Annotated in this window: 17 protein-coding genes; 1 reads left to right on the top strand and 16 read right to left on the bottom strand. The window is 29.0% G+C overall.

What is annotated here, in order from left to right; translation table 11 throughout:
- The 15 genes from CNEONATNEC86_RS07310 to CNEONATNEC86_RS07240 form a co-directional block, all read right to left on the bottom strand.
- A complete protein-coding gene (locus CNEONATNEC86_RS07310) occupies positions 1-1,899 on the bottom strand; it encodes a beta-glucoside-specific PTS transporter subunit IIABC (protein ID WP_125149041.1) in 1,899 nt (632 codons plus the stop codon).
- Positions 1,900-2,184: 285 nt separating this feature from the next.
- Positions 2,185-3,021, bottom strand: coding sequence for a BglG family transcription antiterminator LicT (gene licT / locus CNEONATNEC86_RS07305; protein ID WP_125149042.1), 837 nt, complete (start codon positions 3,019-3,021; stop codon positions 2,185-2,187).
- Positions 3,022-3,441: 420 nt separating this feature from the next.
- Positions 3,442-4,077, bottom strand: coding sequence for a class II aldolase/adducin family protein (locus CNEONATNEC86_RS07300; protein WP_159135783.1), 636 nt, complete (start codon positions 4,075-4,077; stop codon positions 3,442-3,444).
- Between the two features lie 27 nt (positions 4,078-4,104).
- The gene (locus tag CNEONATNEC86_RS07295) at positions 4,105-5,652 is read right to left on the bottom strand and encodes an acyl CoA:acetate/3-ketoacid CoA transferase (protein WP_159135782.1); all 1,548 of its coding nucleotides are present in this window, start codon (positions 5,650-5,652) and stop codon (positions 4,105-4,107) included.
- 509 nt (positions 5,653-6,161) lie between these two features.
- Positions 6,162-7,595, bottom strand: a complete 1,434-nt coding sequence (locus CNEONATNEC86_RS07290) for a 6-phospho-beta-glucosidase (protein ID WP_159135781.1) — start codon at positions 7,593-7,595, stop codon at positions 6,162-6,164.
- 15 nt (positions 7,596-7,610) lie between these two features.
- Positions 7,611-9,617 carry a beta-glucoside-specific PTS transporter subunit IIABC gene (locus tag CNEONATNEC86_RS07285; protein WP_159135780.1) on the bottom strand — a complete coding sequence of 669 codons (2,007 nt, stop codon included), beginning with the start codon at positions 9,615-9,617 and terminating at the stop codon, positions 7,611-7,613.
- A 277-nt stretch (positions 9,618-9,894) separates the two neighbouring features.
- Positions 9,895-10,731, bottom strand: coding sequence for a BglG family transcription antiterminator LicT (licT, locus tag CNEONATNEC86_RS07280; RefSeq protein ID WP_159115960.1), 837 nt, complete (start codon positions 10,729-10,731; stop codon positions 9,895-9,897).
- A 504-nt stretch (positions 10,732-11,235) separates the two neighbouring features.
- On the bottom strand, positions 11,236-14,505 hold the full coding sequence (locus tag CNEONATNEC86_RS07275; protein WP_159135779.1) for a cellulose binding domain-containing protein: 3,270 nt from the start codon (positions 14,503-14,505) through the stop codon (positions 11,236-11,238).
- Positions 14,506-15,037: 532 nt separating this feature from the next.
- Entirely contained in the window at positions 15,038-16,009 is a 972-nt protein-coding gene (locus CNEONATNEC86_RS07270; RefSeq protein ID WP_125149046.1) for an NrtA/SsuA/CpmA family ABC transporter substrate-binding protein, read from the bottom strand.
- 152 nt (positions 16,010-16,161) lie between these two features.
- Positions 16,162-16,971 (bottom strand): ABC transporter ATP-binding protein, encoded by an 810-nt coding sequence (locus CNEONATNEC86_RS07265; RefSeq protein ID WP_159135778.1) that lies wholly within the window; start codon positions 16,969-16,971, stop codon positions 16,162-16,164.
- Complete coding sequence (locus tag CNEONATNEC86_RS07260; protein ID WP_230132073.1) at positions 16,964-17,749, bottom strand: ABC transporter permease; 786 nt, start codon at positions 17,747-17,749, stop codon at positions 16,964-16,966. The genes CNEONATNEC86_RS07265 and CNEONATNEC86_RS07260 overlap by 8 nt, the downstream gene beginning before the upstream one ends.
- Positions 17,750-18,379 (bottom strand): hypothetical protein, encoded by a 630-nt coding sequence (locus tag CNEONATNEC86_RS07255; protein ID WP_125149047.1) that lies wholly within the window; start codon positions 18,377-18,379, stop codon positions 17,750-17,752.
- Positions 18,380-18,767: 388 nt separating this feature from the next.
- Positions 18,768-19,547, bottom strand: a complete 780-nt coding sequence (locus CNEONATNEC86_RS07250) for a DUF4931 domain-containing protein (RefSeq protein ID WP_058294582.1) — start codon at positions 19,545-19,547, stop codon at positions 18,768-18,770.
- Positions 19,548-19,626: 79 nt separating this feature from the next.
- Positions 19,627-21,600, bottom strand: coding sequence for a type I pullulanase (gene pulA / locus CNEONATNEC86_RS07245; RefSeq protein WP_058294581.1), 1,974 nt, complete (start codon positions 21,598-21,600; stop codon positions 19,627-19,629).
- Between the two features lie 23 nt (positions 21,601-21,623).
- The gene (locus CNEONATNEC86_RS07240) at positions 21,624-22,964 is read right to left on the bottom strand and encodes an alpha-amylase family glycosyl hydrolase (RefSeq protein ID WP_058294580.1); all 1,341 of its coding nucleotides are present in this window, start codon (positions 22,962-22,964) and stop codon (positions 21,624-21,626) included.
- A gap of 401 nt (positions 22,965-23,365) precedes the next feature.
- Here CNEONATNEC86_RS07240 and CNEONATNEC86_RS07235 point away from each other — a divergent pair, with 401 nt between their 5' ends.
- Positions 23,366-24,604 (top strand): DUF1002 domain-containing protein, encoded by a 1,239-nt coding sequence (locus CNEONATNEC86_RS07235; protein WP_058294579.1) that lies wholly within the window; start codon positions 23,366-23,368, stop codon positions 24,602-24,604.
- A gap of 449 nt (positions 24,605-25,053) precedes the next feature.
- On the opposite strand, the gene hflX is transcribed toward CNEONATNEC86_RS07235, so the two are convergent.
- Positions 25,054-26,298, bottom strand: coding sequence for a GTPase HflX (gene hflX / locus CNEONATNEC86_RS07230; RefSeq protein ID WP_162214182.1), 1,245 nt, complete (start codon positions 26,296-26,298; stop codon positions 25,054-25,056).
- Positions 26,299-26,351: the final 53 nt, after the last annotated feature.

Below are 26,351 nucleotides of genomic sequence, written 5' to 3'. Positions count from 1 at the left end.
TTATCTAGTAGCTTTAAGCAATTCTTCTTTTTCTTTAACATCTCTATCTATAAATGATAAAACATCTTTATAATCATGTGCATTAGTTACAAGAACTGGCGTTATTGTATCATATCCAGCTTTTTTAATAGCTTCTATATCAAACTCTACTAATAAATCACCTTTTTTAACTTTATCTCCTGCTTTTATATGAGCTGTAAAGTGTTCCCCACCAAGCTTAACGGTATCAAGTCCTATATGGATTAATACTTCAACTCCATCATCACTTGTGATTCCAATTGCATGCTTTGTTTCAAATAATGCTGAAACTACTCCATCAACAGGTGCAACTGCTCTTCCTACTGCTGGTATTATTGCAGCACCTTTTCCCATTATTTCTTCTGAAAAAGTAGCATCATCAACTTGCTTTAGTGAAACTGCCTTACCTTCAATCGGAGCACATACTACAGATTCAACTGTTATTTCATTATTATTTTCTATGCTTTCTTCTAAAGTATTATCTTCATTAACTTCTTCCACTATTTCATCTTCTTCGTTTTTAGGATCATCAAAACCTAATATCCATGTTCCTACAAAAGCTATAGCAACTGATATTCCTGCTGTTATTAATGCATTTCTCATATTGCTACCGCCTTCTGGTGCAATAAATTGTACCATTGCTAACGCTGATGGTGTTGCAAATACATAACATTTTAATGCTGTTAATCCTGCGTAAAATCCTCCAACTAACCCTGCAAACATACAAGCATATAAAGGTTTTTTATATTTTAAAGTAACACCATACATTGCTGGTTCAGTAACACCTGCAAGAAATGCTGATATTGCTGATGAGAAAGATAATTGTTTTAAATCTTTATTTTTTGATTTTAAACCTACAGCTACACATGAAGCTCCTTGAGCTAAGTTTGAAGATAACATTGCAACTAATAATAAAGTATCAAAGCCTGGAGTAGTATTTATATTAATTAATGCTATAGGCACAAATGCCCAGTGCATACCTGTCATAACTAATAAAGGCATAAGTGCAGCCATTAATGCTAGTGCAAGCCATGAAGCTTTGTCGTATATAGCATATAATACTGATGATAATATATTACCTCCAAAATATCCCAAAGGACCTACTAAAACAATTGCTATAGGAAGTGCAATAATTAAAATAAGTAATGGTTTTAAAAAGTTCTTTGTTACAGCTGGTGTTATTTTATCAGCAAATTGTTCTATATATTTCATAATCCATGCCATTATGATTACTGGAATTACCGCATATGTATAACTTGCAGCAGCTACTGGAAGTCCAAATAATGATATTTTTTCACCACTGGCTACTAATCCTGTAAAATCCGGATATAACATAACACCTATAACTGCAGCTAATGTATAGGGATTAATGTTAAATTTCTTAGCTGAAGATATAACTAACAAAAATGGTAAGAAGTAAAATGTTGCATCTCCTAAAGAATACAGCATCTTATATGTTTGACTTGTATCTGATAATAATCCTATTGTCGTAAGTATTACAAGTAAAACCTTCACCATACCTGCTCCAACTAAAGCTGGCATAGTTCCTGACATACATCCTGATACTACATCTAAAACTGTTGTAACAATTCCTTTCTTTTCTTTTGTTCCTTCACTGCTACTGCTTGAATCACTGAAATTTCCAAGTTTTAATATTTCCTTATAACAAGTTCCTACATTGTTTCCTATGATGACTTGATATTGGCCGCCTTTTTTCATGACACCCATAACACCTTTTATTTTTTTAACTTTTTCATCATCAACAATGCTTTCATCTTTTAATACGAATCTAAGTCTAGTCATACAGTGCATAACACTATTAACATTCTTTTCTCCGCCTAATTCTTCTATTATTCTTTTTGCTACTACTGAGTAGTCCATAATACAGTCCTCCAATTAAAATAAATTTTAAATTTGATTTTAATGAAGTAAAGCCCATAACCCAGATCTATATTTTATTTAACCAACTTTATATTTTGTAATTACTTTTTATATAAACCTGCTTATGGTAACATTCTTGCATTTAATTAAATATTATTGCGAGCTTTAGGCTATTTAAAGCTACATAAAATTTTATAAAAAATACCTAAGGAACATAGACTGAGCGCTCAAAAATCTATGTTTCTTAGGTATAGCCTGCATTACCAGTAACAATCCTAAACTTATTTAGTTTATTTTTGTTATTCTATTTATATGTACAGCAAGGTACATCTTTTCATCTTCTGTAAGCTTATGATCATATTCTTTTTCAATATATTTTTCTATTTTTTCAACACAATCATATGCCATTTTATATTTTACCTTCATTATTTCACAAAGATTAGTATCTTCATCTTCTATTTCCTTTCCACTAAACATTCTTTGTGCAAAAAACTTTAGATGTGTTATAAATCTTTCATAATGAAGTGAATATTCATCTAATTCTAAATTATAATGATATTTTACTATATTTAAAGTATTTTGTATTATCTTAGTTATGTCTAAAGTTTCATCCATATTACTAGAATTAAGCTCTGCATTAACTATATGTAATGCAATTGATGCAGCTTCATCTTCTGGAAGTTCAACATTAAGCTTTTTCTTAATTATCTGTAATGCTTCTTTACCTATTAAAAATTCATGATTATAAAATCTTTTAATTTCCCAAATAAGAGCATTTTTAAAATTTAGACCTTGCTTTTCTCTCTCTACTGCAAAATTTATATGGTCTGTTAATGAAATATAAATATTTTCATTAAGCTTTTTACCAAGTGAATATTTTGCATAAGAGATTATTTCATTACATACCTGAATGACTTCTAATGGAATTTCTGATAATAAACTCACTAATTTGTTAGTACTATTTGCATCTTCTAAATAATAAACCTTTTCAATTTTATCAGAGTCTATTTCTTCTCCAATTTTCTTTTTGAATCCTAGACCACATCCCATAACAAGGACTTCTTTATCATTTTTGTCAAATGCACGAATTAAATTGTTGTTTATTACCTTGTCTATTTTCATAAGCTATTCTCCCCTAAAATTTCACCTTTTGAATCTCTATATTGTGGTATAAAAAAAGACCACACCACAAAATAATATAATATTTTTTACAAAATACTAAAAATAAAGCGGTAAAGCCTGCATAACCAGTAACAATCCTTTAATATTAATTTCATGATAAGGATATCATAAAAACTTTTTCATGTCAATATATAATCTTTTTATATTTTATCTTTTAATCTAAGAATATGATAATATGCAAACTTACTACATATTTTATCTTTACAATTTAATTCTATATAACACGCTAAAATGATACAATACTTAAGAAACTATAATAAACTGAATAAAAAATAAAGCCGAATAGAAAACTATTTAGCCTTATTTTTTATTATATGGTCTTTTATATAAATGGGTTTAGGGAAAGCAAGTTAAATTGTTTTATCTATTTGATAAATAAAGCATCAACTCATCTCTTGATATTCTTTTTGGCTCTTTGAATTGATTCAAAATTAATGCTTTATAATAAACTTTAGCAACTTTTTCTACATCTATTACTTTAGACAATATATCTTCTGTACTTGAGCTTATAACAATAGCTCCATTACTTTCTAATAAACAAGCATCACTTCTACTTAACTTTTCTATTAAATCAGTTATACATTCATCAGATTTTCTTTCTTCATATTTTGCTAAATAGATATACCCTCCATAGCTTGCTGAATCATATGATATTGGTGGAATCACTTTATTTGCTATTGAAAATGTTGTTGCATAAGTTGAATTTATATGCATAAAAGTACGTATATCTTTTCTAGCGCTATATACTTCTAGATGCATTTTCAAGTCAGAACTAGGGTTTATTCCATCAAGCGGCTCAATTTTTTCTCCTTTTAAATCAACAATACAAATATTTGTTGTTTTTAAGTTCTTTATTTTTATTTTTGCAGGTGTTATCACTATATATCCTGATGTCTTATCTTTGATACTGAAACTTCCACACTTTTCTAAACCCAAATTATTCTTTTCTGCATCTTGTGCAATTTTTATAAGTTTAATTTTTAAATTTTCTAGCATACTACATCATCTCCTTATAAATTTAGGCTACTTTCTTAATCCCATTAATTTATCTAAAAATATTTTTTCTTCCATTACTTTGAGATTTTTATCTATTATTGGTTTAAATTCCATATTACTTAAAATATCTTTTTCAAGGTTAATTCCTGGTGCTATTTCTGTTAAATGAAGACCATCTTCTTTTAATTCAAAAACTGCTCGTTCTGTTATATACATTACTGGCTGCTTAAGCTTTCTTGCTCTATTCCCACTAAAAGTAATCTGCTGAACGGAATCTAAAAACTTCTTATTAGTTCCTTCATTTATAATCTTCACTTTTCCATTTTCAATTTCTATCTGAAGTCCTTTGACTGTGAATGTTCCACAAAAGACTACTTTCTTTGCATTTTGAGTAATATTAATAAATCCACCACACCCCGGAAGCTTTGGTCCAAATTTGCTTACGTTTACATTCCCCTCTTTATCACATTCTGCAAGTCCTAAGAAAGCTATATCAAGTCCACCTCCATTATAAAAATCAAATTGTGTTGCTTGATCAAACATGCATTCAGGATTAATTGATGCTCCGAACCTATCTCCACCTTGTGGAATTCCTCCTATTAACCCTGGCTCCACTGTTAAAGAGAAAAGATTTTCAATTTCTTCTTCATTTGCAACGCTTGAAACCGCTTCAGGCATTCCTATTCCTATATTGACCACTTGTCCTTCTGATAATTCCATAGCTGCTCTTCTTCCAATAATCTTTCTTTCATTTAAATTTAATGGTTGAAGTGCATCTACCACCATATTAGCTTCACCAGTCAATGAAGGATCATAATCTTGACCTAAAACTTGAGCCTGATCTTCTTTTTCTGCCTCAACTATATAATCAACATAAATTGACGGAATTTTAACAATTTTAGGATCAATAGTGCCTTCTTTAACCACCTTTTCTACCTGTACTATTACTGTTCCACCACAATTTTTAACTGCTTGCGCTATGCATGTGGCTTCGGAGTACGTAGCCTCATGCTCCATACTTATATTTCCTTTTTCATCTGCATATGTCCCTCTAATAAAAGCTATATTAATATCAGGACATTTATAAATCAAGTTTTCTTCACCTAATATATCTATTACTTCAACTATATCCTCTTTAGTTCTTGAATTTGCTTTTCCACCATCTATTCTTGGATCTACAAATGTATCTAATCCAACCTTTTCTATAGTCCCTGTTCTTTTTCCAGCCTTATCTCTAAACATATGACATACAACTCCTTGAGGCAAGTTATATGCAATTGTTTTATTATCACTAATTAATTTTCCAATCTTAGGTGCTAAGCCAAAGTGACCTCCTATTATTTTACCAACTAAGCCTTCATGAGCTAAATGGTTTAATCCTCTATCCTTTCTATCTCCTGATGCTGCTGCAAACATTAAAGTTAAATTTTTAGGACTTTTTTCTTCTAAAAATCTTTCTTCAAGCCCTTTCATCAATGCTTCTGGAACTCCTAAAAAGGCAAAACCAGATGTTGCTAAAACATCATTATCTTTCACTAATCTTACTGCATCCTTAAAATTAATTACTTTTGTCATTGTCTTTTCCCCCTCAAATTCTCATTTCTTTTTTCAATCCATCACACATTATTAAATTAATTATTTAAGCCGTAATTATTGATATTTTTTTAACAAATATTGCAACAAAAAAAGTTATAACACCTCCTTAACTGAAGTACTATAACTCTATATCTCTTAGTCTCCTAAATTTAACTTTTTATTTAATTATTCATTCACTTTATTATACTTATTTTTTTAGATAATAGATTTTATCTTTAATATAATTATATCATGGTATAAATAATATAACAAGAATTATATTCAGATTCTTCTGAATATTTTAATTATTTAGGACAAAAATATTCTCCAAAAATTTATCATCTGATAATACAAAAAGAATGTAGAATAATTTGCTTTATATAAATCATCCTACATTCTCCCTAAAATTTATTTTTATATTATCAGCTATATCTATTACTAATTTAGATTAATATTTATAAATTGGTTTCCTTTATTTTTTTGTTATTAAAACCAAATATTTATTTTTATTATAGTTCTTCTCCATTTGATGATATAACTTTCTTATACCAATTAAATGATTTTTTTCTGCTACGATTTAATGTTCCATTTCCTTCATTATCTTTGTCTACATAAATGAATCCATATCTCTTTTTCATTTCACCAGTAGTAAAAGATACACAATCTATACATCCCCATGGTGTATATCCCATAAGTTCAACACCATCAAGCTCTACAGCTTTTTTCATTTCTATTATGTGTGATTTTAAGTATTCAATTCTATAGTCATCTTGTACTACACCATTTTCATCTAGCTGATCAATTGCACCAAAGCCATTTTCAACTATGAATAAAGGTTTTTTATATCTTTCATATAAATTATTTAGTGAAAATCTTAAGCCTACAGGATCAATTTGCCATCCCCAATCTGATGCCTTAACATATGGATTAGGAACGCTTCCTGGGAATCCATCAAGTCCTGACCCTTCTACAACATTATCAGCCTTAACTGCATTAGACATATAATAGCTTAATCCTATATAATCAACAATACCTTCTTTTAATACTTCTTCATCTTCTGGCTCCATATGAATGTTATATCCTTTTCTTTCCCATTCACATCTTGCATATGAAGGATATTCTCCTCTTGCATGAACATCTGCAAATAAGTGTCTATCGTGCATTGCTTCTGCTGCATACATAATGTCATCTGGATTACATGAATATGGATATATTGGAACATATGCAATCATACATCCTATTTTAAAATCTGGATTTATTTCATGACCAAGCTTAACAACCTTAGCACTAGCTACTAATTCATGATGAACTACTTGATACATAGTTTCTTCTGGCTTTTCTTCCTTATTGAATATAACTCCTGAACATGTATATCCAAATAAATGATACTTGTAGTTCTTTTGATTGTTTATTTCATTAAAAGTCATCCAATAGTTAACTTTATCTTTATATCTTTTCATTACTGTTTCTGCATATTTAACAAAGAAGTCTATTACTTTTCTGCTTTTCCATCCACCATAATTCTTAACTAAGTTATATGGCATTTCAAAATGAGACAATGTTATGACTGGCTCTATGTTATTTTTTAATAGCTCATCAAACATATCATCATAGAATTTTAATCCTTCTTCATTTGGTTCTGCATCATCACCATTTGGAAAAATTCTAGTCCATGCAATGGATGTTCTAAAACATTTGAACCCCATTTCTGCAAATAAAGCTATATCTTCTTTATAATGAGAGTAGAAATCTATTGCTTCATGATTTGGATAATTATGTCCTTCTAAAACTCCATCTGTAATTACACGATCTACTCCATGTGCACCAGCTGTTAATACATCTGCGATACTAACACCTTTTCCACCTTTATTCCATCCACCTTCAACTTGGTGGGCAGCTACTGCGCCCCCCCATAGAAAGTCTTTTGAAAATCCTTTAGTCATATTTTTACCTCCTAGTTACTTAACTACTGTTATTGCAACTTCATCTATTGCTTCTAATTCTGATTTATCTGTTTTTAATATGTCTAAATAGTCATCCATATTTGTAACCATTATTGGTGTAGTCACATCATATCCTTGTTCTTTTATAAACGAAATATCAAATTCAACAAGTAATTGTCCTTTTTTCACCATATCACCTTGTGCAATATGTGAAGTAAAGCCTTTTCCTTCTAATTTAACTGTATCTATACCTATATGAATTAAAACTTCAATTCCACTTTCTGATTTAAGTCCAATAGCATGTTTTGTAGCAAATAGTGCTTCAACAGTTCCATCAAATGGAGCATAAACCTTGCCCTCTGAAGGAATGATTGCTAATCCTTTTCCAAGCATTTCTGATGCAAATGCAGCATCTTTAACTTCTGCTAATGGTATTGCATTTCCTTTAATAGGACTTACTATATATTCTTTTACTAATTGTCCTTTATTATCTGAATTTATACTTTTTGTTAATTCAGTATTTTCTATTTCTTCTTCAATATTTTCTTCTTCGTCTTCAAAACCTACTATGTAAGTTAATAATGCACCTAAAACAAATGCTATTACTATTGATAATAATAACCCTAAAAATTGAGTCATATATCCTGCCTTAAAATATGCTGGTAATGTTGCTATACCTGGAATATTGTATCCCCAAGATAGTGCTCTAAATCCACCTGCAACAGCTCCACCTACTGCTCCTGCTATACAACCACAAATTAATGGCTTTTTAAGTCTTAATGTAACACCATAAGTAGCTGGTTCTGTAATACCAAATATTGCTGTAATACCTGCTGATAATGATACATTTTTAAGCTCTTTATTTTTTGATTTTAGGAATACTCCAAATGTTGCTCCTGCTTGAGAGAAAACTGCTGAAGCTTGAAGAGCTGTAAATGTATCATATCCAAGTGCTGCATAATTTCCAACTGTAACAGGAGTTATTCCCCAGTGAACTCCAAATACAACTAGTATTTGCCATAATCCACCTACAACTGCCCCTGCAACTATAGGACTTAAGTTATATAAGAAATTATAAACACCACCAATTGCTCCACCTATAGTATTTCCAACTGGTCCAAATACTAATAATGTTAATGGAACTATAATAACTAAACAAAACATTGGTGTTAATAAGTTTTTAACTACTGAAGGTAATACTTTTTCAAAAAATCTTTGCACATATGATAATATCCATACAGATAAAATTATTGGAATAACAGATGATGTATAACTTAACATTTGTACTGGTAAACCTAAAAAGTCTAAGCTATAAGATGTAACTGGTATACCTAAAACATCTGTCATGAATTTAACCATATCAGGATTATTCATTGCAGATTCCATAAGGGCTTTTATTGCTGGATCTGCTGAATTTAATGTAGCAACTGTTCTTGCTGTCATCATATTAATAAAATCTGGATTAACTAATGCACATGCCGCTATAACTGATACATAAGTATTAGCTTTAAATTTTTTAGATGCTGTAATAGCTATTAATACTGGTAAGAATGTAAAACCAGTCCATGATACAAAGTTTAATATTCTATATGTACCACCTGCTGTTGATAAAACTCCCATTGCAGTAAGTACTGATAATACCCCTTGAAGTATACCACATGCAGCTAATGCATATAAAAATGGTGCAAATATACTTGAAATAATATCAACTATTCTACTCATTATTCCAATCTTTTGGGTTTCACCAGAATCTTCTCTTGGCTTTCCTTCTAAATCAAGTATTTGAGACATTTCATTATAAACATCTTTAACATGATTTCCTATTACAACTTGGAACTGTCCTCCTGCTTCTACTACTGTAATTACCCCAATGATTTTTTCGACTTTAGGCTTATTAGCCTTTGAAGTATCTTTTAATTTTAATCTAAGCCTTGTGGCACAGTGAGTAGCACTTGCTATATTTTCGTCTCCACCGACTTCTCTTATTATATCTTTTGCAATCTGATTATAATCTCTTGCCATGATATTCTCTCCTTTTCTTTCTATAATGTGTATTATGTATTAAGTTAAACTTGATTCAGATTGGGTTTGTTCCCCATCTGAGTCTTAGTTTAACTTATACCCTCAAGGGATACCTAGTCTATGGTCGTGTCCACTGTTATCTTCCTCTTTAATAGAAGATTTGATTGTTACAGTGGCTAGGCATCAGATAAATAAAATAGACCTAAACTTTTATTTTACTAAAAGTTTAGGTCTAGCCTTATTTCAAAAGTAACCATCCTATTTTTTTATAAATTCACTAAGATTCTGGTTCACAAATTCTTTTAATGTGTACAGTCAAATAAACAAGTTCTTCTTCTGATATACTCTTTTTATAATCTCGTTCAATAAAATCAGCTATTTTCCTAGCACATTCAAATGCTTGTGGGTACTGACTTTTAATAATATTATATATAGAATCACTCTTATTTCCCAAGTCATTTTTATTTAATACTTTTTGAGCAAAATATTTTAAATGAGTGATAAATCTTGTATAATACACAGAACTTTCATCTAAATCAATGTGATAATAATACTTAATCAACTTTAATATTGATTGAATTAATTTTGTAATCTCCATTGTACTATTCATATTAGAATCAAGTTGAGCATTAACAATATGTAAACCAATGAATCCTGCTTCATCTTCTGGTAATTCAACACCAAGCTTCTCCCAAATTAACATGATTGCATCTTGACCTATGTTAAATTCTTCTGGGTAAAATTTCTTAATCTCCCAAAGAAGTGCATTACTTAACATATGACCTTGCTCAAATCTTTTAATTGCAAAACTAATATGATCTGTTAATGTTATATAAATGTTATCATTTAGTTCTTTATTTAATGTTTCTTTTGCCTTTTTTATTATGGCATTTGATAAGTTAATATGTTCAATCGGGATATCTGCTAATATATTCTCTAGTTTATTAGCTGTATGTTTATTATTGATAGAAAATTCTTTTTCTACTTTACTTTCATCAATATCATCGCCTTTTCTTTTTTTAAAAGCAATACCATTTCCCATTAACACAAGCTCTTCATTATTATCATTTATAACACATACTACATTATTATTAATTACTCTACTAATTTTCATGTAAATCTCTCCATATAGTGATATAAATTCTTTCATTAAAAAAAACTAAACCTCAATTAATATATACTATATATTAATAAAGTTTAGGTCTTGCCTGCTCTAAGCAGTAACAATCCATTTCTATTTATTTATGTAAGCATTTACTTTGCATATGTATGTTAACATATACATACACTATGCGTCAATAGTTTTTTATCACAACGCATTTACTTCCATATTATAATATTTTAAATTCTATTTGTAAACAAGAAAATGCCAGATAGTTTTTTATATGTAGAATTTATTTAATCTATAGTAAAATACTCTCCTCATAATTATGTATTAAAAATTTCCTTCTTAGTAATAAGACTTAATTCTTATTTTATATATTCTTTCAAAATTAATAAAAAGTCCAGTTACATTATTTCTTGTACAGAAAAATCAGTTGAAGTACTTAAATCCACTCCAACTGATTAAAAAAATAACTATTATTAAATTTTTATCAATACCTGTCCTGTATATATACTAGTATGTGACTTCACTTAAACTATAATTTTCTGGAACCTCTGTTGACTTACCTCCCTCAATAGGCACTCCTTCAAATCCAAATGATACACTATTTTCTGCTTTAATATTAGCATTATGTGATTTACCTTTAATTACATAATGATCTCCTTTATGGCTTACTATTTCTGCATTCCATATAGATTCAATTGTATCTTTATAATCAAATTCAATAACCCAATTTTCTATTGGTGTATTACCGTTGTTATTAATTACAAGCTCACCATTAAATCCATTATCCCATTCAGAACTTTTAGAGAAATCAACTTTATATTGATCATCTTCTACTCTTTGTTCAGATGATACAATACTATATTTTGTAATTTCAGGAGCTTTTTCTCCTTCATATGAAGCTATAAAACCAAATTCAACAGCTGCACCTGTGGTAATATCTTGTGGCCATCCAGAATTTTTTATTATATAACTATTTCCATCATGAGAAGCTATTGAAGCATTCCATATTTGAGTTATTTCTCCATCAAAATCAGCTTTCAATGTCCAATTGCTAATTGTTTTATCACTTGTATTAGTTAATTTTACAGTTGACTTAACGTAATTTTCCCATGCCTCATCTACTTTATAATTAAATGAAATTCCATTACCTTCACTTGGATTTGATGGTTCTTCTGGCTTTGATGACACTTCTTCATTATAAAGTGCTTCTACTTGTTGATCTGTTAATGCAGTATCATAGACAGATACATTATCAAATTTTGCAGAAGATATATCTGCATCTCCCCAAATGTTACCACTTCCAACTCTAACATCAGTCATATTTGAAAGAAAATCATCTGCAAAACATGCTGTTAAATTACCTTTAGCACTTCCAACTTCATCTCCATCTACATATACAGCAATTCCTTCTGAATTTACTGTATATGTTACATATTGCCATGTATTTGCTTTTAATGGCTTACTAATTTCTGTTGCGTCAGCCCATGCTCCATTGGAATTAATTCTAGAGAATAAATTAGCACTAATTCTTGTGACAGGATATTTATCTTGTCCACCACCATTTCCTTCAAACAATGCACTATGCTCAAAGTAATTTGGATCTGTAGTATCTACATTTACCCACATTCCTATTGTATAACCCTTATTGGTAATTCCACTAAATGTATCACTTGGTAAGGCTAAATAATTTTCTTTTATAGCGCCCTTTTCATTTGATATACTTAGTACCTTCCCTCTATTTTTATCATCTAAAATTGATGCTGAACCTACTAGAATTGCACTTCCATCTTTAATTCCACTATTTAAAACTTCATTTGATTCATTTAATGTATCAAAATCATATTTATATGTTGGCTCTAAATCAATCTTTTCTAATTTACCTTTAACAACAACATTAAATGTTTTATTATAAACTGATTCACCTTTAGATATTTTCGCTGTAAGTGTGATAATCTCGTCATTTGCAGTACGACTTATTACTCCTTCACTATCAAGCACACTAGGATTACTTGAATACCATGAAATTGTTGTATTATATGCGCCTACTGTAGGCAATGTTATATCTGATTTTGTACTGCTTGGAATTTTCGCCTCTAAATCATTTCCTGCATACTGTACTGCTTCACTATCTTTTAATTCAAGCTTACTTCCCCAAATGCATTCATTATTACTACCAAGAGCAGTAAATGTCATTACTTTAGACACATATTTAGACTCATCTTGTTGTTTAAAGAATACTCCTTTATAAGTCACTCCATCTATAGTAACATTCATGAAATATGAATCATCTTTCATGCTCCAAGTACCACTTACATCACCAGATACTGTATAATCTTCCTTTAGCTCTACATTTAATGTATCTATCATTGCAGAACTGTTAGAATTACCATGATTAATAAATTGGTAGTATCCAACAACTTCATCCTTTGAATAACCATCTTCAGAAATTTTATCACCACTATATTCATAAGGTGCTACTACTGGCCATCCCTCTTCATTTATAAACATTTGATGAACTCTAACTTGATGTTCTTCTGTACCATTATTAAATCTTGTATGATAAACTAGATACATTTGTCCATCTGAATCAATAAATGATGAATTGTGTCCAGCCGCTTTATATCCAACATCTAAACAATCAAATTTATAATTGCCAATAAGTTTAATTCCAGAATAAGCATTATCTACATTTCCAGGTAATACAGCATTATTTCCAGCTGCATCCAAATAAGGACCCTCTGGACTTTTTGATCTAAATAATCTTATGTTGTAACCACCATTTGCAGCTAATCCAGCATAAGATACATATAAATAGTAATACCCTGTTTCTTTATCATAAACAACTTTTGCACCTTCACCTGATTTTGTATATCCCCCAGATATTCTAGTTCCAAAATATCTATCAGTAATATTACCACTATCACTATTTTCATCTTTTCCTGGATATATTACTTTACCAGTGCTTTTATCAACTTTTAATATATACACGCCACCCGACCAAGAGCCATAAGTCATCCAGAGTGTACCTTCTGAATCATAAAATAATTCTGGATCTATGGCATTTGGAGAATAGCTTGTATTATAAGCCCCATTACTTGTAAACCATTTTGAATTTGATCCTGTTAATGTACCGTTATCAATAAGTTCTTTAATATTTGTATTCAAATAATTAGTATTTATTTTACTTCCAGTATCATAAGAATCTCCAGTAGTGAAGCCCGAATACATAATTGTATCAACATAAGTATATGGACCTTCTATATTTTGAGATACAGCGTAACCTATAGCAGATCTCTTATAAGTAGATGATGTGCAATAATATATCATATACGCACCTTTTGTTCCGTTATCGTTTACATAGTCTGCATTCCAAAATACATTTGGTGCCCATACAGAAAATCCACCTTTACTATCTGAATCATTTTCACCAGCCCACGCAAAAGATCCCGCTAAATTTTTTGACAAATCCCCAAATAAAGCATTATTGGGAGTGGTATAGTTATTAGTAAATTTAGTCCAATTTTGTAGATCTGTAGACTTTGCTGCTTCTATATGAGAACCGAATACATAATAAGTATCACCGTCTTTTACAATAGAAGGATCATGAACAGATGTACGCTCTTTAACTTTTACTTGTGCTTGATTTTCACTATTTGTAATTGCTTGTACATTTTGATTCATATCTTGTGCAAATACATTAGTTGGTCCAATTAAAGATGTAATTATAGATCCAGCCATTACACATGATGTCAGTTTTTTAAATCTTTTTTTAATCATTAAAACACCCTCACTTTTCCCTTATTTTTTAGCCTTGAGTTTAAATTAATTATTTTATAAAAGAGTAAAATATTTTAATCTTTTATAATTTAAATTATATTGTTTTATGGAAATAATATCAATAATTATCTTCCGACTTAATATGACTTACTTATACATTCATAACCTTTATATCATGATATACTAAGTATTTTAGGGGGTATTATTTTGTACTTTTTGTCTAAATAATTCTAATGTAAATCATAATAGCTATAATGTATTACATATTAATTTAGAATTAATTCTTGTATTAATTAGATTTATTTTAAACAAATCTATAATTTATTTATATATAATATAAAATCACACAAAAATGTCCCATGTTCATATTACTGAACTATGGGATATTCGTTAATAAATATTGAGCTTGTTCACATACATTATTTACGTTTAATATTTTTTCTTTAAATACAAAATACATATTATTGCCTCTAATACAAAATAAAGAAGTATGAATAAAAATTCGTACTTCTTTATTCTTTGCTATTTATAATTATTTTTTAGTATATATTAAATCTTCAACATTTACTTCTTTTTCTTGTAATCCATTTGCAATTAAAAAGTCTTGTGTATCCTTAAGTGATTGTATATCAGCATCTGTTATGTCTAAATTAAAATCATACCAGCTATACATTTCTTTTGTTTCTTCAACCGTTAAGCCAACTTCATTTGCTACTTTTTCCATAGCTTCATCAAAGTTTTCATCTACATACTTTAAAGTTTCTTTTTCTACTTTTAAAAATCTATCTACTAGATCTGGGTGCTTATCTGCAAAGTCCTTGCTTACAGCAGTTACAATTATTCCATCAACTAAGCCTTCCCCATTTGCAACAACTTTGCTTCCTGAATTTATTGCCTTAAGTGCTGTAGGTCCAGCTATTAGAGCTGCATCTACACTGCCATCTGCAAGAGCTGCACTAGCTTCAGGAATCCCCATGTTTATATATTCAACATCATCAATTGTATGTCCTTCATTTTTTAAAGCAGCTATTAATACTTGATGAAGTACTGTTCCTTTAGGCCCTGCTACCTTTTTACCTACTAAATCTTTTGCTGAAGTTATTGAATCATCATTTGTTAAAATCATAAATCCTTTTGGTGATCTACTATATGTATTTAATATTTCTAACTCAACACCATTAGATGCTGCTATTAATGCTGAAGTTCCACCTAAAGCATGTAAGAAGTCTAATTCTCCTGCTGCTAAAGCTTGTGTCTGATCTGGTCCTGAAGTTATTTCATGAAAATTAACAGCTATATTATCTTTTGAAAATTCCTTTCCAAATAAATCATCCTGCTTTTGAATAATTGATGGTACATTAAGTGGTGATTTAACGTAAGTTAAATTTATTTCTGAAACTTGTTCTGCCTTATCTTCTGTTGTCTTCGCGCTTCCACAACCTATCATTGTTCCTGTTAAAACCATCATAGCTGTCATACATGCTAATACTTTTTTAAAATTCATTATTGTTTTTCCCCCTTGAGTTTATATATTTAAATTACATATTAATATATAATTTATAATCTTCTTATAATGTATATTTAATAATCTTTTCTACCTTTTACTTATAACTTTCTGCATGGAATATATTATTAATCATCTTTACTTCATTGGCTTTAATCTTTAATATTAGATTTTAAGGTATGTAAAATTTCTTTTTTCAGTGAAACATAATAATTAGATGTCAAATCTCTATTATATGTATCATTTATTTTAAATTCTTTAAATTCTCTTTCTAAAGTAAAAACTATTATTTTATCTGCAATTTTTAAAGCTTCATCGATATCATGAGTTACAAAGATAACACCTTTATTTGTAGATTCATGTATTCTTATAACTTCATTTTGCATATCTTTTCTTGTAAAATAATCTAAAGCTGAAAAAGGTTCATCCATAAGCAGCATATCTGGATCAAATGAAAGAGCTCTTGCTATACTTACTCTTTGAGCCATTCCCCCTGATAATTCACCTGGATATGAATTTTTGAACTTTTCTAATTTCATCATAGAAAGATACTTATCTACATCTATTTCACTAACTGAATTATTTTTCTTAAATCTTAATTTACTTAGCAGCCTATATATTGCATTTTTATTATTTTTTTTAGATCTATTACTAACATTATGAAAAGTTATATTTTCACTTACATCAAGCCAATCCATAAGCCTGCTTTCTTGAAATACCATTCCTACCTTTGGTTTAAATTCTTTATTATCTTTAATGTAGCTTATTTCACCACTTGTTACATTTTCAAGACCTGCAATAATCCTAAGAAATGTTGTCTTTCCACATCCACTTTCTCCAAGTATTACTGTTATATCTTCTGTTGAGATATTTAATGAAATATTATTAAGAACCATATGCTGTTCATTATTGACTTCATAATTTTTGCAAACTTTTTTTATTATATATCCCGAATTACTCATAAGCTTCCACCGACTTTCCCTTGTTGACCTTCTTTACAAGTATAGAAAATATGTAATCACACAATATTCCGAGTATACCTATTACGATTATTCCAACTATAACTACATCCGTTCTAGACATTTCTTTTCCATCTGAAATTAAATATCCAAGTCCTGAAGATGCAGCTACAAGCTCGGCACCAATAATAGCCCTAAAACTATAGCCTAATGCTAATTTTAGTCCAACAGCTATATCAAGGACTGCACTTGGAATTATTATTTTAAGTATTATTTGCAACCTAGATAATTCAAAAGCTTTACCAACTTCAATTAATTTCGAATCACAATTTCTTATTCCTTTTAATGTACTTGTAAATATAGGAAAGAAAGATGCAAGAATTATAATTATTATCTTTGATTTTTCTCCAATTCCAAACCACAATATAAGCATTGGTATAAGTGCTAATGGTGGTGTATTTCTAAAGAAATTAAATAACGGCTTAAAATATTCATAAATGCTGTTAACCATTCCAAAGAATATCCCAAGTGGAATTCCGATTATTGCACTTATGAAAAACCCAATAAAAACTCTTTTCATACTTGCATAAATATTGATAAATATTGATCCATCTTTTAGCATCTTTAAAAATGTTTCAAATACTTTTTGTGGTGGAGGTAATATATAAGCATTCCATACCTTCATCTCACATACAATATACCAACCTATAAGTATTATTAAAAAGATTAAAAATCCTTTTAAATTTCCTAAAATATTAAATTTAGATTTTTCACTTTTCATTTATAGACCATCTCCATTATTGCATCCATTTTTACAATAAAGCATTTCTACAATATCATATCTTTTTTCATTGCATTCTTTTAAGCTGCTTATTCCAGTAAGTATTTCTTCTTCACTTGATAATTCAAGAACATTTTCAAAAGTATCCTTAAAATATCCTAATGGTATAGGAGACTCGTCCACGCTACCTAATGATTCCATACCTTCGTTTTCAATAAACTCTTTCCATGTAAAAAATTTAATTCCAACTTTATCATTCATTGCTTGCCTTGAAAAATCCCTAAGCTGCGTACATGGACAGGTTATTATTAATGTATCCTCTTCATTTTTTATGTACTTTTCATATAATACTCTAGATGTTCTTACTAATATTGGCTCAATCATTGGAATCTCAAAGCCATAAGTTAAATTATTTCTTTTTAAAAAATTTATACTTTCAGGGCATCTACAGTCTAAAATAGTTCCGTTTATTTCTTCTGAATATTTTTTATACTGTTCTTTTACATACTCAAGTTGTGACTCACAATTTACTATTATATATCCTTTTTTAGTTAAATTGTACTTTATTAAATCCAACTCATCATCATACATCTTTTCAGCTACAGGATTTATCCAAATATATTTCGACATATTGCCTCCATTTAAAATATTGATAATCATTTTCATTTAGTATAATACAATCTTTACTTACTTATGTCAATATAAAAACACTAGTATAAAGTAATATATGATTTTAGAGAAAAACAAATAAATTCAATATATGAGTATACTTATGTATTGCATTAAAATTTTAACCTTTTAAATTATTAGACAAAGGCCGTTCCAAAATTGCTTGTCAAAAACTTGTTTTTGGAGCAAACTATTTTGGCTACCCACTGTCATTAGAATTTTCAGCTTAAAATTTTTTTACAATAGAGCATATCATATATTGAATTTCTCTTGTTATCCCTAGCCACTGATATTGCACCATTTATTTATTCCATGTGCACCAGATTTTTTTACCTTCTTTACTAATATATTATTTTTTGTAATCTGTAAAATATAATTTTTTCAAATCATCTGCAATATCTTCTGCACTATCTGATATTTGTCTTATTCCATATCCTAAATTTAAAGGAGAAGTCACGAATCTTGGGAATACTTTGCATATGATTCTTTTATCCATATGATAAAAGAATAAATTGAAGCTATCACATTTAACAAAATAATCATTTAACACATAAGTTACAACTTTCTTTACGATGCATGAAAATTCTTCAATTGCATCTAAGGTGTCGCTCATAATTATATTAAATTCTGAAAAACCATTAAATGGCTTTGTAGATAAATTTATGCTGCACCCTTCACTTTCATATATTGATATTCCTTCAAAATTATCTTCTCTTAGACTTTCTTTATAATCTATATTGTCTATTCCTACAATCTGCATATGGGGATGCTTTAAACTTCCTCCAGATCTTGGTCCATGATTTTTATAGAAAATTACTGATTTATATTTATTACTTTTTTCTATTTCAAGCCAGTGCTTAATTGAAAATCTAATTAATTCTATCATATATTCATCACTATACTTGCTCATATTTGTGTCACATTCATATGATTCAATTATAACAAGCTGGCATGTGTCCTTTATAGTTGGATATTTATTCTTTAAAATAATAAATGGACCTTCGGTATCAATTATATTTTCAAGACTTTTTCTATCACAAAATGGACATTCAGTATCTTTATTGACAAAGTTATTAGGTTTGCCATCATTAATGTCATTTAAAAATGTCAGGTATCTGTCTTGCTCCACCTATTACCACCTTTTCTTTCTTACGTATTTCATCTTATAAAAATCATTATATCATTTTAAATCATGATTTTTCAAAAGTTTATTTTTTTATAAGAACATATGCACATTTTGAAGGTACTGTTATATTGTTTCCTGTAATTGCATGTATTTCATCAACACCTGCTTTTTCTTTATTAACAAGCACACTCCATCTGCATTCTTGTAAATCTATAAAAGCTTCTTCATCATTGGCATTAAATATTACAACAATATCATTACATAAGTTTTTTCCTGTATTGTCTTCAATTTTATACGCAACTATATTATCTTTATAGAAATTCTCTCCCTTAACAAAAAACTTTAAGTTTTCCTTTATTTCACATCTGCTATTCATCCTAAAAGCCCTATATTTCTTTCTTAATTTTATAAGGCCTTTATAGTAATCTACTATATCTTTATACTCTATTGTTCTTTGCCACTCTAAATTATTTATTTTATCTGGAGCATTATAACTGTCATGATTAAATGTTCCATCATCATTTTTCTTGCTTCTTAAAAATTCTTCTCCTGCCTGGAAAAAAGGTATTCCTTGAGATGTTAGTATTATTGCAGCTGCAAGCTTATTCATGCTAATTCTCTGCTTTATAGATGAATCGCTATTAGCCATAGCAAGCTTATCCCATAGTGTATAGTTATCATGTGCAGATATATAATTAATACATTGATATGGCTCATTTGCCCATGACCAATGTGAATATATTATTTTATCATAATTTATTCCACTTTGACCGGTCGAACCAACTATACAAAATTTAATAGTTTCTTCGAGTCCACTTCTTCCATTTACAAAACCTCTTTCATTTACATTAAATACATGACCTTTAACACCGTCTCTTGTATCATCACTGAAAGCTGCAATCTGCATCCTTTCAAATTTAGTTATATTTTGCTTACTTGATTGAATATGTCCATCTAATGATGTTCCTCCGCCAGTCCAGCCTTCTCCGTATATAATTATTGATGGATCTATTAAATTTAATTCATTACGTATTGCTTTCATTGTGTCTATATCATGCAATCCCATTAAATCAAACCTAAATCCATCTATATGATATTCCTTAGCCCAATATATAACAGAATCAACTATAAGTTTTCTTACCATAAAACGTTCTGAAGCTAATTCGTTGCCACATCCTGAACCATTAGAGAAATTTCTATTTTGGTCACATCTATAATAATATCCTGGAACTGCTAAATTAAGGTTTGAATCATAAGATTTATACGTATGATTATAAACCATGTCCATTATTACTCTTATACCTGCCTTATGAAGTGCAAGAACCATTTCTTTGAATTCTTTTATTCTTTGACTTCCGCTATATGGGTTTGTGGAATATGATCCTTCTGGTACAAAATAATTTTGAGGATCATAACCCCAATTATACTGTGGTTTATCTAATCTTTCTTCATCTACAGTTGCATAATCAAAGCATGGCATCAAATGAACATGTGTAATTCCCAAATCTTTAAGATAGCTTATACCTGTCTTTGAAAATTCGCATGGAATACTGCTGCCTTCTTGCGTAAAAGCAGTATATTTTCCTTTTTTATCTTCATCTATTCCAGACATTTCATTTATAGAAAAATCTCTTATATGAAGTTCATAAATTATTGAGCCTGATGCACTGCTAAGCTCTGGTCTTATATCATATTCAAAACCTTTTGGGTCTGTCTCTTTAAGATCAAGAACCATTCCTCGTCTCCCATTAACACCGACAGCTTTAGCATACGGATCTGTTACCTCTCTCTCATTTCCACTATTAGTAATTAAATAATTATAAAAAACTTTATTTAGGTCTCTTTTTACTTCTATACTCCAAGTACCATTCTCTCCTCTATTCATTTCAATTATCTCTTGAGGCGGATCGTTATATTCCTTTTCATTACTTGTAAATAAAACCAAACGTACATTATTAGCATTAGGAGCCCATACTACAAATTTTGTCTTATCTTTAGAATAATCTACACCTAAACTTCCATTATAGTTATTATAATCATTATCTAATAAATTCATTTTTTAATTACCCTTTCAAAACCTTACTTGCTTTTACTTATTATTTTTGCCGAAAATGCAGGTACTTTAAGGCTTACCCTTCCACCTTCTATTATTTCTTTAGATGAATCTAGCAAATCCATACCTTCTTCAAAGGACATATGAAAATCTAAAATGCTTTCATTATCACTTAAGTTTACTAAAACATATACCTTATCGTCTTCAATTGCTCTTGAATAAACTAATTGTTCATTTTTTATTACAACATTTTCGAAATCACCATATTTTAACGCTTTACTTTTGCTTCTTATTTCTCCAAGCCTAGCAATAGTATCACATAATTCGCTATTTTCTTTTTCAAATGCGTCAATATCATATAGTGGTCTTAAAGAAACATCACTGCCATTTTCCTTTACGCCTTTAATTCCATATTCACTTCCATAATATATACTTGGTACACCTGGCATTGTATATAAAATGGTATATACATTATTCAAGTACTTTTCTGTTTTAAGAGTACTTGCTATTCTGTTTACATCATGATTATCCACAAAATTATATAAACATAAATCTTTGTATAATCCACCATTCCCAAATAATCTATTTAAAGAGTATGATATTTCAAAATAATTCTTATCATTATGGCTTGAGTAAATTCCCTTATAACATTCATAATTTGTTACAGAATGAAGACATTCGTCATTTGCCCATCTTCTGTAATCTCCATGAATTATTTCTCCCATAAGCCAAAAATCCTTTTTCTTAGATTCAGTAAATCTTCTAAGTTTTTTGAAGAATTCCAGTTCCACCTTATCTGCTGCATCAAGTCTTAATCCATCTATATCAAATTCATCTATCCAAAATCCAACTGCTTTAAGTAAATGATCTACAACTTCATCATTGCATAAATTCAACTTTACTAAATCATAACATCCATTCCAGCCCTCATAGCTAAAATCATCGCCATAGGCACTTTTATTATTAAAATTTAAATTTGTAAACCAATTAATATACTGAGATGAAGCTCCCTTTTCTTTAACATCATTAAATGCAAAGAAATCTCTGCCAACATGGTTAAACACTCCATCTAGTACGATCTTTATATTATTTTCATGTAATTTTCTACATAAATCTTTAAAATTCTTATTAGTTCCAAGTCTTTTATCTATCTGATAATAGTCCTTAGTGTCATATCCATGATAAGTAGACTCAAATACTGGTGAAAAATAAATTGCATTTACATTTATTTCTTTTAAATGAGGTATGCAATCTTCTATCATCATTAATCTATTCTTTTGTTCATAATCCTTATCGGCATCTAAAACTCCACAAAATCCAAGTGGATATATTTGATAAAATATACTTTCTTTAATCCATGAATTCATAACTTCTCCCCCTTATCGCCAACTATATTATAACATTTCATTTAATTTTTTCCTAATTATGATATCGTTTCGATTATAAATTATTAATTTTTTATAAATTCGTTTTAATTTTTAGCATTAATCTTAAGAGAAGATAATTATTAAAATATTTTATCTTACTAATACTTTATGCATTAAATATATTTATTGACTATTATTTAAGCGGTAAATTATTATATTTTTCATTCTTACCCTTACGCATATTTTTTAATCATATTCATCTCTTAGTATCTTTAAATTTACCCTTTAGTATCTTCAAAATATTAATAGAAAAATAATATTTTCGAAAACACTTTTTAAGAAATTTTGTGGTATAATTCTTTTGACATAATACATAATTGACTGTAAAGGAGATAATATCAATGAAATTCAAAAAATTAATAGCTACTATTTTGCTAAGCTGTACATTACTTATTAATAATCTTTCTTTTGCTTACGCTGATAGTGCTAATGTTGTAACTTTAGGTGCTAACCTTACAAATGAGCAAAAAGAAAAAATGCTTACATACTTTGGTGTTAATAAAGACCAAGTTGTTATACTTGAAGTAAATAATGATGATGAAAGAAAATACTTAGAAGGAATAGCTACTGAATCCCAAATTGGAACTAAAACATACTCTTGTGCATATGTTGAGCCTACAAAGTCAGGAAGTGGAATAAAAGTAAAAACTGCAAATTTAACTTGGGTTACAAGTTCAATGATAGCAAGTACCTTAGCTACATCTGGAATGGATTCTTGTAACGTTGTTGTGGCTTCATTATTTCCTGTATCAGGAACTGGTGGACTTACTGGTGTAATGAAAGCTTTTGAAGATGCAACTGGAAATAAGCTTGATGAAGAAAAGAAAGAACTTGCTTCTAAAGAATTAATAACTACTGGTGACTTAGCTGAAGAAATCGGACAAGACAAAGCAACAGGCGTTATGAATGATATTAAAGCTGATATCATTAAAAATGATACTAAAGACGTAAATCAAATTGCAGAAACAATAAATAATGTAACTAATAATTACAATATAACTTTATCAAGCGAACAGCAGGATCAAATTAAAGATCTAATGAAAAAAATTGCTGATCAAGATTACGATTATGATACTATGAAAAACACTTTGGACAATGTTTCTGATAATGTAAGTGCAAATTTAAAAGCAATGGGTGAAAAAATTAAGACCTCTGGGTTCTTTGAATCAATAGGTAACTGGTTTAAAGATCTATTCTCAGGAAGTAACGATGGTGATTTAGGGATTCTTCAAAGTACAAATGACAGCATACTAGGTGATACTGCTCAAATTGATGCTACTGAATCAGATGCAATTCAAACTGAAACTCCAAAAGAAGAAGGTTTCCTTGGAAAAATATCTAATTGGTTTAAAAACTTATTTGCTGGAGATAAATCAGAAGGTAATAGTTCACAACAAAATTCAGATAAAGAAACAATAATTCCTGACGATGCAGAAACTGAAACTCATTTTGAAGATAAAAATTCAAATGAAAACAATTCTGATGTAAATACAGATAATTCTTCTGAAGATGTTAATACTTCAAAAAACAATGATTCAGAAAATAATACTGAAGACACTAATTCAACAAATAACAATTAAACTAATAAATAAGGCTTTGTTTTAAAATAGTGTTGAAATTAGCATAACATAATAGGATGTCCATTTGGACATCCTATTTGAATCGCAATAGATTAATATTGTTCACTTTATTATATTATAGCATTAACTTAATTTACACATTTCATTTAAAGTATTTTTGTTATTTCTTTAATACACATTTTCCCCATCGTAGTCGTACAAAGACAAAGTCATTCTTACAAGTATATTTATCTCTAGCTTAATTGGTTTTGGAAGTATTTATTTATCCTATTTTAATGTCTTTAGCATCATTTGTAGTTATTTACTTTATTGTTGCAATAAACACATACAATAAAATCATTTCTAATTACTTATCAAATATAAAAGAGGCTATCACATGAACAATTTTCAATTGGTATGCGACATCCTCTTTCATTTATGCATTGTTTATATAGATACCTAGAATCACTCTAGATTATATATGACTGGTATTTAACATAATCCTCTTTACTACATTCTATACTAAATAAAGTTCCTTCATTAGTATATTCAGTTTCTAGAACAGTTGAACTATCAATTATATAAGATGTCATTTTACCATCTTTATAAGGAACCATAACCTTACATTTTATATAATCCATAAATATATTTTTACATATAGATTCCAATAATTCTTCTATACCTATATATTTTTTAGCTGAAACCAGCATCCCTTCTATATTGAATGTATCTAATTCCATTAAATCAACTTTATTATATACATAAATCACAGGAATATTATCCGCCCCTATTTGATTTAATGTTTCATTTGTTACATTTATATGATTTTCATAATTAGGATTAGATATATCAATCACATGAAGTAATAAGTCCGCATCACAAACTTCTTCTAGAGTAGACCTAAAAGCTTTTACTAAACTATGAGGTAAATCCCCAACAAATCCCACTGTATCTGATAATAAAAAAGATTTATTATTATCTAATTTTATATTTCTAACATAAGTTTCTAAAGTTGCAAATAGCATATTTTTTTCAAATACTTTTTTATCTTCATCATTTATAAACTTCTCTACTAAAGCATTCATAACAGATGACTTACCAGCATTTGTATATCCTACTAAAGCTACATTAGGAATATTAGATTTTTTCCTTTTACTTTTTTGTACTTCTCTTTGATTTTTTAATACTTCAAGCTCTTTATTTAAATTAGCAATTTTATCTTCTATTCTTCTACGGTCTAATTCTAATTTTGTTTCTCCTGCGCCTCTGTTTTTAGTCCCTACTCCACCACTTTGACGACCTAAATCTTCATTTGAACCAACTAATCTTGGTAATTCATATTGGAGCTTCGCAACCTCTACTTGTAATTTAGATTCTCTTGTTTTTGCTCTATTTGCAAAGATATCTAATATTAACGCAGTTCTATCTATGACATTACAATTTATTTCTTCTTCAATATTTTTAACTTGTGACGCTGATAATTCATTATTAAATATAACTATATCTGCATTGTTTTCTTCTACTAAATTTTTTAATTCATCTATCTTCCCACTACCCATATAAAAAGTAGAGTTAACTTTCTTTGAATTCTGCTTAATTTGACCAACAGTTTCTATTTTGCAAGCTAAGCATAAATTTTTTAATTCTTCCATAGATTCATCAAAATTATTTTTATTATTTATATTAATTCCTACAATTATTCCTTTTTTTATCATCTTCATAATCTCCTGTAATTTTATATTTAAATATTAACTTTAAATATCACGGG

The sequence above is a fragment of the Clostridium neonatale genome (assembly GCF_900465025.1).
GTDB classification, from domain to species: domain Bacteria; phylum Bacillota; class Clostridia; order Clostridiales; family Clostridiaceae; genus Clostridium; species Clostridium neonatale.
The sequence above is the reverse complement of the archived record's forward strand: the minus strand, read 5'-3'. Positions and strand labels throughout refer to the sequence as shown.